Genomic DNA, 12153 nt, shown 5'->3' on the forward strand with positions numbered 1-12153 from the left:
TCCGCAAGCAACTGGAGTACTTCCCTACCTTGCGAGCGGCAATGGAGTATGTTCTGAGTTTAGTGTCCTAACCAACCTGGCGGTTGCTATATATACTTTAGTTCATAGTTCAATTTTAACAAAAAATAAAAAAGCAGGCCCCTCTTAAAATCGGAACCTGAAAAACTATAAATAAGATGAAGTTTTCTTAAAATGCTTTACGATCAACTGCTCTTAGAAACAAAGAAGGCGACTAGAATCAAGCCGGCAACCAAAGCTGTAGCGGCAATTACTAGTAGGATATAAGTTCGCTTTTGCCCTTCTGTGAGAGGTTCTGCTTGATAAACCTTTGGTTCCCGGGCAAAATTATTCAGAAGGCCGCCTTCTTCATTGGTATAGGGCATGAATGAATTCCTTTATCTTTATCGTTAATTTAATGTTACATAAATGCTAAATCTGGTCTTAAACTGCTAGATAAATCGTTACATTGAGCATTAGGCATTGGGCATTGGGGATGGGGAAGAGACAAGTAGACAACGAAGAGGGGGAGATAAAAAAGAGACTTGTTCAATAATTCCCTTTTGTTCCCCTTGTCACCTTGTCCCTTTATCTGTTCTGTCTGTTTATTCCCCATGCCCTATGCCCCTTAACTAGTAATCGTCCCAGTTAGAGGTGAACTAGGACTGGCGTAATCTTTAATAGGCATTCTGCCGGCAAGGTATGCTAGACGACCGGCGACTGCTGCCAAATTCATGGCACGAGCCATTGCTGCTGGTTTTGGAGAAAGAGCGATCGCACTATTAATTAACAAGGCATCTGCTCCCAATTCCATTGCCTGAGCGGCTTCTGAAGGTGAACCAATACCAGCATCTACCACCACAGGCACACCTGCATTTTCGATGATAATTTGGATATTGGCAGTTGTTTTCAGCCCTTGTCCAGAACCAATTGGCGATGCCAAAGGCATTACTGTCGCACAACCTACCTCTTCTAAGCGCTTGGCTAACATGGGGTCAGCGTTGATGTAGGGTAATACTGCAAAGCCTTCTTTAACTAGTTGTTCTGCTGCTTGCAATGTCCCAATCGGGTCTGGAAGTAAATACTTAAGGTCAGGTATTACTTCTAACTTAACAAAGTTATTATCTTCCTGCCCCAACAATTTCGCCATTTCTCGCCCTAAACGCGCTACCCGAATTGCCTCTTCAGCAGTTTGACAACCTGCGGTATTGGGTAACATCCAGATTTTTTTCCAATCTAAGGCTTCAGCTAAACCTTCATGTCCAGGAGCCTTAGTTTGTACCCGTCGTACTGCTACGGTGACAATCTGGCATTCGCTAGCAGCGACGCTTTGCAGCATTTCCTCAATGCTGCGATACTTACCAGTTCCCGTCATCAAGCGGGATTGGAAGGTTTTGCCAGCGATAATCAATGGGGAGTCTTGAGTGGGAAGTGGGGATATAGCAGAGTGATGCCCGTTAGAGAAATTGGCAGAGTGAGTCAGCATTGGGGTGGAGGTAGATGATTTGGACTGAAAGCGCGAATAGTGAAAATCAGCAAGTAAGGGGTGAGACTTTTGTTCTAAGATCAAATCGGCAATCAATGCGGCGGTTACGGGCGCAAGTAGAATTCCGTTGCGGTAATGACCCGTAGCAAGGGTTAAATTTTGACAGTGGCTGGTACCAAGGATGGGCAATTCATCAGGGGTAGTTGGGCGAAATCCCCACCAAAATTCCTGAATGGGATAATGCTTTAATTGGGGATACAGCCGGATAGCAGCTTGTAGTAATTTTTGAATACCTTCTGGGGTGTTGTTGGAGATAAAGCCAACGTCTTCACTTGTTGCGCCAATAACCAGGCGATCACGTCTTGGTACGATATAAATATCCTGCCCAAATAAAACCCGCTTCAAGGGCAATTCCGGCGAAACTTCTGGTATCCGCACACTCAGCATTTGTCCTTTTCTGGGTAGCACAGGTAGCGGTAACAATTCATTTGACCAAGCACCTGAAGCTAAAACATAGTGCGCGGCGCGAATTATACCAGTGTTGGTTTGCACGCCAACTACTTGTCCTTGCTGCTGTAAAAATGCTTCTACTATAATACCGTCTTTAAGTTCAACACCAACAGACTCAGCTGCCGTCCGCAATACGTGAGCTAAAGCTTGATTATCAACTTGTGCATCTTCAGGATACCACCAGCCACCAACTACCTCTGCTCCCAATCCTGGCTGATATTGATGAATTGCCTCTTTGTTTAACCAGTAAGCCGGAGATAAGGGAGATGAAGAGGAAAGACTTTCCACTCTGCTCCTCTGCTCCTCTGCTCCCCTTTCCCTCCTATCCCCAGAGGGGGCCCCGAGTCCCCCCTGCCCCCCTGCTTCTTCAAAGAGGGGTGCAAGGATACCACAAGCACGGTAGCCAGTATTTAAGCCTGTCAGTTCTTCTAATTTGCGCGTCCAGTCGGGATATAAAGCACGCGATCGCCAACACAAGGAACGCATTGCCCCATTCGGGATGTTTTCCGCATCTGGTGCCAACATCCCGGCAGCGGCGTGGGTAGCGGCAGCCTGGAAGTCACGACAAAACACGGTGACATTTGTCCCGCGCAATTTTAGTTCAATGGCGATCGCTAAACCAATAATGCCGCCACCAATAATCACAGTCTCACTAATCATTAGTCATTAGTCATTAGTCATCTGTCATTAGCCATTTATCATTAGTACATAACTAATAACTCATAACTCATAACTCATAACTTATAACTTATAACTTGTAACTAAAGAGGGGTCTGAAGACGGATCTAATCGTTACCACAAGGCGCGAATTGGTTCGTTACTCTGATTTGTATCGCTAGATGGTGTGCTTGTTTGTGAAGAATCTGTATTGCCGTCTGTTGTACTGTCAGTTGAGTCATCGCCAGAATTCTGGGCAACATTACTCCTGTTGTCAGGTCTTGGGGCTACAATACCGCGCCTATTTTCGTTTGTTTGAGTTGTTTCATTTCCTTGTGTTGCAGTTTCTTCATTATTGCTGCCACCACTGCCATTAACATTAATATTAGCTGGCAGGACTTCTGATTTCTTATCACTAGGAGCGTTGGCAGTTTGTACGCCCATTGGAAAGTTGATGCCTAGTAATGTACCAAGCAGAATGGCTAAACCTCCAGCCATTAAAATTAAGGGTGTCCATCTACCCATCTTGTCTTAACTCCTTTTTAACCTTTTGGTGTCCACACTATTCGAGAACCTTGTCCCCAAAATCCATCAAACTTTGTCACTTTCACATCGCCTAAAACTTGAGTTTGACTTTTCTTACGTAAGTCTGTTGTAGGAGAATGGGGAGGAAGCGAACGCCGTGCTTGATCACGCCAATTCGCTGCTGACACTTCGCCCTCTACCTTAACCGCGCAGGTTCCACAACTGCCAATGCCCCGACAGTTTATCACCTTAGCACCGTTATTGTAGAGAGCAATACTATTTTGCAGCAAAATTGTTCGGAGATTGCTTCCATGCTCGCAATCAATTGTTTTACCTTCAGCTAGTACTTTAGGCATTTTTAAATTGCCAAACTGGCTTTTTGTTGTATATTGACACATTGCCTCGAAAGTTGTCTCGCCGGTCCCAGTTTTATGACCACAAATTCTTCACCTCAACTTTGGCTTTACGACACTACATTACGGGATGGCACTCAGCGCGAGGGTCTATCTGTATCGATAGAAGATAAGTTACGCATTGCCCGTAGACTCGATCAATTGGGAATTCCCTTCATAGAAGGTGGTTGGCCTGGTGCTAATCCCAAGGATGTACAATTTTTCTGGCAACTCCAAGAAGATCCGCTTAAACAGGCAGAAATTGTTGCTTTTTGTTCGACTCGACGCCCCAACTCCACTGCCGCCACCGAACCGATGTTACAGGATATTTTGGCTGCGGGAACTCGCTGGGTAACAATTTTTGGTAAGTCTTGGGATTTACACGTGACAACAGGACTCAAGACGACATTAGAAGAAAATTTGGCGATGATTCGCGACACAATTGAGTACCTCCGTTCTCAGAGTCGCCGAATTATCTACGATGCCGAACATTGGTTTGATGGCTATAAGCACAATCGAGATTATGCTTTACAGACATTAGAGACTGCGATCGCCGCTGGTGCGGAATGGCTAGTCCTCTGTGATACCAATGGTGGCACTTTACCCCACGAAATTAGCCAAATTGTTCAAGATGTCATTAGTCATTTGTCATTCGTCATTCGTCAAGAATCAATGACTGAGGACAAAGGACAAAGGACAATTCCCCAAATTGGAATTCATACTCATAATGATTCGGAAATGGCAGTTGCTAATGCCATAGCCGCCGTGATGGCAGGGGCAAAGATGGTACAGGGCACAATAAATGGTTATGGTGAACGTTGCGGTAATGCTAACCTCTGTTCGTTAATTCCTAATTTACAACTGAAGGCGGGTTACAGTTGTATCACAGAAGACCAGCTTACACAACTTACAGAAGCTAGTCGTTTTGTGAGTGAGGTAGTCAACCTTGCGCCAGATGAACACGCTCCTTTTGTGGGACGTTCGGCTTTTGCCCACAAGGGCGGTATTCATGTATCAGCAGTGGAACGTAATCCCCTGACTTACGAACACATTCAGCCAGAACAAGTCGGGAATCGTCGCCGCATCGTGATTTCGGAACAGTCTGGACTGAGCAATGTTTTAGCCAAAGCCCGGAGTTTTGGGATTGAATTGGATCAACAAAAGGCAGAGGCTAGAGAAATTCTCCAGCGCCTCAAAGATTTGGAGAGCGAAGGATTTCAATTTGAAGCCGCAGAGGCCAGTTTTGTACTGTTGATGCACGAAGCTTTGGGAGGTCGCCGAAAGTTTTTTGAAGTCAAAGGTTTTCAAGTCCACTGTGACTTGATTGAGGGGAAAGAAACTAGCAATGCCTTAGCTACAGTTAAAGTCGCTGTTGATGGGAAAAATATTTTGGAGGCGGCGGAAGGTAACGGGCCCGTTGCCGCTTTAGATGCAGCTTTACGCAAGGCTTTGGTGAACTTTTATCCCCAAATTGCAACCTTTGATTTGACAGATTACAAAGTACGGATTCTCAACGGACATACGGGCACTGCGGCGAAAACCCGTGTGCTGGTAGAATCAGGCAATGGTCGTCAACGCTGGACGACAGTAGGAGTTTCCACTAATATTTTGGCGGCTTCCTATCAAGCGGTGGTAGAGGGTTTAGAATACGGTTTGTTGTTACATTCCCAAGCAGAAGCAGCTTTAAAAGCTTCTAGTTGACAAAAGTGATATTTAGTGTAATTAAAGTCTGCGTTTTTTGATGAAAAAGGGAAGCGATCGCATTTTGGCGATCGCTTCTTAATATCTATTAACACTTTTGTGCTGATGTAGCGAAAAAGCGTTTGTGAATAGTAGCTCTACCAATTGCGCCATCCACCTTTAGGTGCAACTTCATTATTAGTAGACTTCAATCCATGACTTTGCAACAGAGTTTGATATTCTGTGCTGCTTGCCCAGCGGTCAATTTCTCGCGCCCGCAGTACTGGCACTGGATGGGTTAATTGAGCTGTACGAGCAGCTTTGACCATTTCACCCAGTTCTGTCTTGCTGATGTCATCGTAAGCGCGGGCTTGGGCAACAAAAGCATCGAGATTCAGTTGAGGCGCTAAGGTGGGAGAACCGCCTGCCAACTTCATCAACACGGACATGACAACTTTCGGGTCTTGAGTTGCTAGTAATGCGGCGCGATCGCAGGTAAACTCAGCACAACGTACCCATTCCAAAAGTTGCGCCTGTATGGCTTGAGCAACGAAAGTACCGACATTGGGCACAATCGCCGCAGCTAATATTAGTAAATTTACAGGTGTCAAGTAAACGCTATGGTCGCACTTGAGATGTCCCAACTCGTGGGCGATTACTGCTTGTATTTCCTCTGGTGTAAGGATATCAATCAGGGAAGTGTGTAGCACCACAAAAGGCTGCTTGCCCCGGACAGCAAAAGTATAGGCATTGGGAGCCGGATGTTGCCGGACGTACAATTGGGGAGGATCTATATCCAGGGTTTTACAGGCATCTAACAACAGTTTGTATAAATCAGGCAGTTGCTTTTCACCCACCAAAATACTGGAGGCAATATTTTCCACATAGAAAACTTGCTCTGCCATTGGCCCGAGCCAATTTCGCACCAACATATCTATGCCTGGTATCTGCTTGAGCGCTCTGGTAGCTTCCAGGTCTAATGGATGACGAAATGAGTCAGCTTTTAAACCAATTAGCGGGGTTTTGAAGAAGGACATAGTGCAGCAAGCTATAAAAAAACACAATTATGGAATCTGGCTGGATAGATAAACAGCCTCCCACAGTTAGTATAACGATTTCAGTAGGGGGTTTTCTTTCTTGCATACTCTTAAAACTCTTATCCGTCTTTGAGAAAACTAAGTACAGGATTTCAATTAATTCATAGCGAATTAAAGAAAGGCAATACCCTGCAATGCCAATACGTTGGCTTGCATTGTTAATGCGTTCCCCTGCATTAAAAACGCTACGCTTTTACACAAAACTGTACTAAATAAGGCGAGATTTAGTGACACGATCAAAGGAGGTTATGTTTTTATATTGTCATTATGAAAATATTGGTACTGAATGCTGGATCGAGCAGCCAAAAGAGTTGTCTGTATGAAATTGCAGATGAAATGCCTACCCAAGCACCCCAACCCTTTTGGGAAGGGAAAATCAACTGGGCTCAAGATCGGGGTGTAGCAGAAATTGAGGTGAAAACTGTTACGGGTGGAACGCTGCAAAAATCAATTTCTGGTGATTCTCCACAGGCGCACCTTACCTATATGCTCAATACACTTGATCGTGATGCAACCAAGGTAATCGATCGCTTGTCAGAAATCGATGTAGTGGGACATCGGATAGTACATGGTGGAGAGGATTATCGAGATAGTGTGGTAATTACGGAAGATGTCAAAAAGGCGATCGCTAATCTATCTAACATTGCTCCAGAACATAATCCAGTTGCTTTGGAAGGCATAGAAGCAATTGAACAAATCTTAAAAGATGTCACCCAAGTAGCAGTTTTTGATACCGGATTTCATGCGACTTTACCCGATGCAGCAGCAATCTATCCCGGACCATATCAGTGGGTAGAGCAAGGTATTCGTCGCTACGGGTTTCATGGTATCAGTCATCAATACTGTTCTCAACGTGCTGTCCAAATTCTCGGTCGAGATGTTGCATCTGAGCGGTTAATTATCTGCCATCTGGGCAATGGTTGCTCTTTAGCAGCGATTAAAAATGGTCGCAGTATTGATACCACTATGGGATTCACACCCGTAGAAGGATTAATGATGGGTAGTCGTTCTGGTTCAGTCGATCCGGGGATTCTGATTTATCTGTTGCGACACTGCAATTACTCTATCGAAAAGTTGGATGAGTTATTAAATAAAGCTTCTGGGTTAAAGGGAATTTCCGGTGTATCTAGCGATCTGCGTGAAGTCAGAGAAGCGATCTCTCAAGATAATTCCCGTGCTCAACTGGCGTGGGATATCTACGTGCATCGCTTGCGTTCTGGTATCGGCGCAATGCTGACTAGTTTAGGCGGATTAGATGCTTTAGTGTTTACAGCAGGTGTGGGTGAACACTCTGCAGAAATTCGCCAAGCCACCTGTGAAGCTTTTGGTTTTATCGGACTGAAAATAGACCTTGAGAAAAATCAACAGCAGCCTGTGGATGAGGATATTGCTACACCTGATTCAGCAGTACGGATATTAGTTATTCATACTCAAGAAGATTGGGCGATCGCTCAACAGTGTTGGCAGTTGTTGAAACGTAATTAGAAAGTCTGATTTAATTTGGGTAAAATTGTTTTAATATTTCAGCTAACTTAATCTTTGTCTTAAAAAAGTCTTTCACGAAACAATATCTTTTTCAATGCCTAACACCTGACTTTCAAGCTAGTAACCAACGCATAAAGCCTTTACTAATTTGCCCTACTATAAAACTAAAAATCCATTCTAATAACGGCCCAATTAGTGACAAAAATAGTAAGAATAATAAATCAGTGGGAGTAAACATAAAAATACTAGAAGTTACACAACTTAGTCCCCATGCCAGCCAATTGCGATATTGAGAATTAATAGAAGTCCATCTTGGAAGTTGATTAACAAGCCAATGGCGAATAGTAGCAAATATAAAAGATGTTACTAGCCCAACAAATATTGATAATGAAAGTGCTAAATGTAATTTCCAAACGAGAAAAGCAGCAGGGAAAAGCGAAGCTAGTTCCCAAGCTAATAGATTTAATTTAGTTTGAAGATAGCTGAGGATTTTTTCAATCAGCCAATAATATACATAAACAATATTTAAACACTCAGAATTTTGGATAAATTTATTCTGGACTTTGTGAATTATGTCGCCATAAAATAAAATACTACTTTGTAAAACAATATCTTCTTCTTTCCACAAATATAAAGCTGATGTATCTTCTCTATAACACAAATTAAAAGTAAGTCCATACTGTAAATTTAATTTTTTTTGTAATAATTTATTCCAAAATAATTTGATAAAACTTACTATAAAAGTGTCATCAAAAAATTTTAAACTTTTAAAGTTTTTTTTAACAACTGCTAATTTCTGGTATTGCATAGTATTATCACTAAAGCAGTTATAGTACAAAAGATAAGCTCTTAATTTTGGTGGGATATACACAGAGCAGCCTATTTTTCGCGCTTCCTCAATTTTTTTTAAAACTGCCTTATTTAAATAAAAAGTATACTGTCCTGGCTCAACCTTTATTTCAATTTCAATAGGAGTACCTTGAGGTATTTGCACAAAGAAAGATAGTTGAATATCAGCTTCACAATTTGTATATATTTTATCAGCGTTCATTGTCGGGATAACTTTGCGATACTTTGTACAATACCAATCAGAAAATCTAGTGTTCCACGCCACTGTTTCTCTCCAGCAACTATCCCTTCATTATGTATTTTTAGAATTAAATCTCTATCACCTTCAGATAATTGAAATAGCTTTTTATTATAACGACTGATAATATCTCCATCTAACTGCATAACAGTTTGAGCATAAATAACATCAATATCTACACTAGTAATGTTATCGCTATTAAGTGCAGCTTTCAGCTCAGACATTTTCCGCAGTGTCCGAATAAATTTATCATTATTCAAAAGTTTTTCAATCTCTTGCCACCTTTGCCACAAATTTTTTTGATTATTATCTTCTCGCTCTGCAACCGGAGTTGGATTAGGCAATATTGGTCGAGCTAACTTTATGTATACCTCATCAGTTGGAAGAATATTTGCTTTATGTTCCACCTGATATTTAAGACGCTCTTGATATTGGATTATTCGGGGATCTGGCTCGCTACTATCATTACTTTGTTCAAGGAGAATGTAAAAATATTCCCTTTCAAGTTGTGAAAATAGACTTGTATAACGCTTGCGTAGTTCTTGAGCTTGAGTTTTTTCTGGTTCTAGTAAGTCGTCTGGATTTGGAATTCTTTTAATATCAAAGTAGTCTTTGTCATTTATTGAATAAATCTCTTCATACGCTTGCCAAGCATTAAACTTTGCGCCAGTAATTTGCTCCACAACCATTGTATTTATTTCTAAAGCTGTAATATCATCAACTAATTCATGTACAGATGAGACTACTTTTTCTAGCAAATCTTTAGCTTGTTCTTGAATTTTGAGCATAGTCATAATTTCCTTGATTTTTTTAAAGCAAACTAACCTATAGGTAGGGATAAGCTGAAATTATGTAGGTATTTTGGGATTAATATCAATTAATAAATATCAACTACTGGGGACGGGATAGCGATTGTTGTGAAGTTTTACGAGATTTCATAATTTCAATAAACAATCCATATAGCTTTTGCAAACTTTCAATGTTTTTTTGCATAATATCCCGACTTTCTTTGATTTGAGTTAGATGAAATTCGCGAAGTTCTGTATATGGACCACTACCAACAAATTGACTACCAACTTCATTAAGTATATCACCATCAATTAGATTAATTGTAGTGTGCATTCGATTATCTGGTTGAGCAATTTGCTGCTCTTTTAGTTGTTTTAACTGAGTAGATGATTCTGGAACCCAAGTGGTAATTTCTAGCTCTATAACTTCAACTATTGCTATTTGAATAGCATCAATTATTTCATCAATATTGAATCCTTCTCCCTTACTATTCAGCTTTTTAACTTTTATTTTAAATTCACTACTTGGTTTGCTAGATTGACTATTGCTTTCCACATTTTCTAGGGCTTGACTATTAGTTACTGTGATTTCGTTAAAAGTATTATTCACCATGAGGTTTTAGAGATTACAGACAGATTTAAATATAAAGTAAGATGCAGTTTTAGGTTATGTCAAAATTTTTAAGGCTTTTACTCAAAAAAAGTAACTAAAGTCAAAACAACTTAATAATTTTAGAAATTTTTACTAAAATCAAGTTATGGTTTTTCTAAAGTAAAATTTACTTTAGAAAAAGAATAATCTCATGTTAGATTTTGGAGGCACGGTTTGCAATGAGTCTAGCAATGCGTAAGATTTCTCCGCTGTTTTTAGTGGCTGTGATTATGAAAGATTTAATTAATTAGCTTTTAGGCGCTTCGTTCCAATCTATAGAAATTAGATATTACTTTTAAACAAAGAAATATAAAGTATATCTCAGAAATCTTTAGTGTTGGTATGATTTTATACTAACATTAGAAGTAATTTATTTTAGCAAACCTGTTTTTTATTTGGTTTAGCAAAGTGTAGACGCACAAGTAGGGCTGACTTTTTTTATAACACTATGTATACAATAATATAACTATGATGATAAAGACAAAAAAATATGTTGTTATCTCGTCAGGCTTTTGCTACACCTGTTGTAATTTGTATATGTATTTTAGGAGTTGGCTTGATTCAATTACCTCAATTGCAAAAAATAATAAACAGAAAACAATCTGCCTCTTTAGAAACTCTAAAAAAAGAAATAAAATCTGAAAATATCCGGCTGAGTTTTCTTGAGAAAATACCTAGCTTTGGTTATAAAAACTTCATTGCAGATTTGGTTTATCTCAATTTTCTTCAATATTTTGGAGATGATGAAATTCGAGATAAAACAGGTTACAGTTTAAGTCCAGAATATTTTGAAGTGATTCTAGAACACGATCCACGATTTTTAGCAGCGTATCGTAGTCTTTCGATTAGTACTTCATTGTATGCTGGTATGCCAGAACGGGCGATCGCATTGTCAGAGAAAGGCTTAAAATCAATATCTCCGTCAGTACCCGAAAAGTCTTATTATATATGGCGTTTGAAAGGAGTTGATGAGTTATTATTTTTAGGCAATGCTCAAGCTGCCCAACATTCTTTTGCAACGGCGGCAAACTGGGCAAGTAAATTTTCAGATCCAGAAAGTCAGCTTATAGCGAATACTTCCCAAAGAACTGCGGAATTTTTGAGTCGAAATCCTAATAGTAAATACGCTCAAATTTCTACATGGTCAATGGTTTTAAGTAATAATGCTGATGAAAGAACTCAAAAACGCGCAATTAAGGAAATCAAAGCCTTGGGAGGAAAAATAGTTACAACTCCTGAAGGTACTCAGAAAATTATATTTCCTCCTAAAGATTAAATTATTATTCATAACAGGTTGTTGCAAGTTTTGTATAGAATGATATTCACCCAAATTTTTCAAATTTCTTACGGATGATTGAGTAAAGTAATACTTATGTCAATACAATTGGCAGAATCTGACTTTCAAATATTAGAATGTTTTCCTGTTATTTCCCAGTTGCGCCCTCACCTTGAGCAGGCTAAGTTTGTAAAACAAGTTCGATATCAAATGAAAGAAGGATATCAACTTGCATTTTTGGAAGTAGAAAAGCAAGCTGTGGCAGTGGCTGGATTTCGCATTTCTAATTGTTTAGCATCGGGAAAGTTTTTATACATTGATGATTTAGTTGTTGATGAGTTGCAGCGATCGCATAGCTACGGTCAACAGTTATTTCAGTGGCTAATTGAATATGCCAGAAATCATGATTGTAAATACCTGAGTCTGGATTCTGGTGTTCAGCGATTTGCAGCCCACAGGTTTTATCTCATGCAGCGTATGAGCATTACAAGTCATCATTTTTCAATGGAGTTGTAGTGATA

The 12153-nt window shown here is 40.2% G+C and carries 12 protein-coding genes; 4 read left to right on the forward strand and 8 right to left on the reverse strand.

The genetic code is table 11. From position 1 onward, the window contains the following. Positions 1-203: 203 nt before the first annotated feature. From psb34 to V7K89_RS02870, 4 genes are all read right to left on the reverse strand, one after another. Positions 204-383 carry a photosystem II assembly protein Psb34 gene (gene psb34, locus V7K89_RS02855; RefSeq protein ID WP_334917523.1) on the reverse strand — a complete coding sequence of 60 codons (180 nt, stop codon included), beginning with the start codon at positions 381-383 and terminating at the stop codon, positions 204-206. Between the two features lie 242 nt (positions 384-625). Further along, entirely contained in the window at positions 626-2653 is a 2028-nt protein-coding gene (gene thiO, locus V7K89_RS02860) for a glycine oxidase ThiO (RefSeq protein ID WP_335184241.1), read from the reverse strand. 132 nt (positions 2654-2785) lie between these two features. Next, positions 2786-3175: a hypothetical protein gene (locus V7K89_RS02865; RefSeq protein WP_335184242.1), complete on the reverse strand. Its 390-nt coding sequence runs from the start codon at positions 3173-3175 to the stop codon at positions 2786-2788. Between the two features lie 17 nt (positions 3176-3192). Beyond that, a complete protein-coding gene (locus tag V7K89_RS02870; RefSeq protein ID WP_335184243.1) occupies positions 3193-3531 on the reverse strand; it encodes a 2Fe-2S iron-sulfur cluster-binding protein in 339 nt (112 codons plus the stop codon). Positions 3532-3606: 75 nt separating this feature from the next. Between V7K89_RS02870 and cimA the strand changes: the two genes are divergently transcribed. Then, positions 3607-5268, forward strand: a complete 1662-nt coding sequence (cimA, locus tag V7K89_RS02875) for a citramalate synthase (protein ID WP_335184244.1) — start codon at positions 3607-3609, stop codon at positions 5266-5268. Between the two features lie 137 nt (positions 5269-5405). On the opposite strand, the gene V7K89_RS02880 is transcribed toward cimA, so the two are convergent. Beyond that, entirely contained in the window at positions 5406-6284 is an 879-nt protein-coding gene (locus tag V7K89_RS02880) for a M48 family metallopeptidase (protein WP_335184245.1), read from the reverse strand. A 327-nt stretch (positions 6285-6611) separates the two neighbouring features. On the opposite strand from V7K89_RS02880, the gene V7K89_RS02885 reads away from it, so the two are divergent. Next, a complete protein-coding gene (locus V7K89_RS02885) occupies positions 6612-7829 on the forward strand; it encodes an acetate kinase (protein WP_335184246.1) in 1218 nt (405 codons plus the stop codon). Between the two features lie 112 nt (positions 7830-7941). Here V7K89_RS02885 and V7K89_RS02890 read toward each other — a convergent pair whose 3' ends face one another. The 3 genes from V7K89_RS02890 to V7K89_RS02900 form a co-directional block, all read right to left on the reverse strand. Further along, complete coding sequence (locus tag V7K89_RS02890; RefSeq protein ID WP_335184247.1) at positions 7942-8880, reverse strand: hypothetical protein; 939 nt, start codon at positions 8878-8880, stop codon at positions 7942-7944. Continuing rightward, positions 8877-9704, reverse strand: a complete 828-nt coding sequence (locus V7K89_RS02895) for a hypothetical protein (protein WP_335184248.1) — start codon at positions 9702-9704, stop codon at positions 8877-8879. The genes V7K89_RS02890 and V7K89_RS02895 overlap by 4 nt, the downstream gene beginning before the upstream one ends. Before the next feature lie 103 nt (positions 9705-9807). Beyond that, positions 9808-10317: a hypothetical protein gene (locus V7K89_RS02900; protein ID WP_335184249.1), complete on the reverse strand. Its 510-nt coding sequence runs from the start codon at positions 10315-10317 to the stop codon at positions 9808-9810. A gap of 529 nt (positions 10318-10846) precedes the next feature. On the opposite strand from V7K89_RS02900, the gene V7K89_RS02905 reads away from it, so the two are divergent. Beyond that, positions 10847-11632 carry a hypothetical protein gene (locus tag V7K89_RS02905; RefSeq protein WP_335184250.1) on the forward strand — a complete coding sequence of 262 codons (786 nt, stop codon included), beginning with the start codon at positions 10847-10849 and terminating at the stop codon, positions 11630-11632. Positions 11633-11728: 96 nt separating this feature from the next. After that, on the forward strand, positions 11729-12148 hold the full coding sequence (locus V7K89_RS02910; protein WP_335184251.1) for a GNAT family N-acetyltransferase: 420 nt from the start codon (positions 11729-11731) through the stop codon (positions 12146-12148). Positions 12149-12153: the final 5 nt, after the last annotated feature.

Origin of the sequence: Nostoc sp. (assembly GCF_036917515.1) — a bacterium.
In the GTDB taxonomy this organism is placed as follows: domain Bacteria; phylum Cyanobacteriota; class Cyanobacteriia; order Cyanobacteriales; family Nostocaceae; genus Nostoc.

What these genes read in the sequence shown, in the direction of transcription:
- V7K89_RS02880 (WP_335184245.1), bottom strand. Translation starts at nt 6,284, where the DNA reads ATGTCCTTCTTCAAAACCCCGCTAATTGGTTTAAAAGCTGACTCATTT.
- V7K89_RS02905 (WP_335184250.1), top strand. Translation starts at nt 10,847, where the DNA reads ATGTTGTTATCTCGTCAGGCTTTTGCTACACCTGTTGTAATTTGTATA.
- V7K89_RS02865 (WP_335184242.1), bottom strand. Translation starts at nt 3,175, where the DNA reads ATGGGTAGATGGACACCCTTAATTTTAATGGCTGGAGGTTTAGCCATT.
- V7K89_RS02910 (WP_335184251.1), top strand. Translation starts at nt 11,729, where the DNA reads ATGTCAATACAATTGGCAGAATCTGACTTTCAAATATTAGAATGTTTT.
- V7K89_RS02895 (WP_335184248.1), bottom strand. Translation starts at nt 9,704, where the DNA reads ATGCTCAAAATTCAAGAACAAGCTAAAGATTTGCTAGAAAAAGTAGTC.
- V7K89_RS02900 (WP_335184249.1), bottom strand. Translation starts at nt 10,317, where the DNA reads ATGGTGAATAATACTTTTAACGAAATCACAGTAACTAATAGTCAAGCC.
- psb34 (WP_334917523.1), bottom strand. Translation starts at nt 383, where the DNA reads ATGCCCTATACCAATGAAGAAGGCGGCCTTCTGAATAATTTTGCCCGG.
- V7K89_RS02885 (WP_335184246.1), top strand. Translation starts at nt 6,612, where the DNA reads ATGAAAATATTGGTACTGAATGCTGGATCGAGCAGCCAAAAGAGTTGT.
- cimA (WP_335184244.1), top strand. Translation starts at nt 3,607, where the DNA reads ATGACCACAAATTCTTCACCTCAACTTTGGCTTTACGACACTACATTA.
- thiO (WP_335184241.1), bottom strand. Translation starts at nt 2,653, where the DNA reads ATGATTAGTGAGACTGTGATTATTGGTGGCGGCATTATTGGTTTAGCG.
- V7K89_RS02890 (WP_335184247.1), bottom strand. Translation starts at nt 8,880, where the DNA reads ATGAACGCTGATAAAATATATACAAATTGTGAAGCTGATATTCAACTA.
- V7K89_RS02870 (WP_335184243.1), bottom strand. Translation starts at nt 3,531, where the DNA reads ATGCCTAAAGTACTAGCTGAAGGTAAAACAATTGATTGCGAGCATGGA.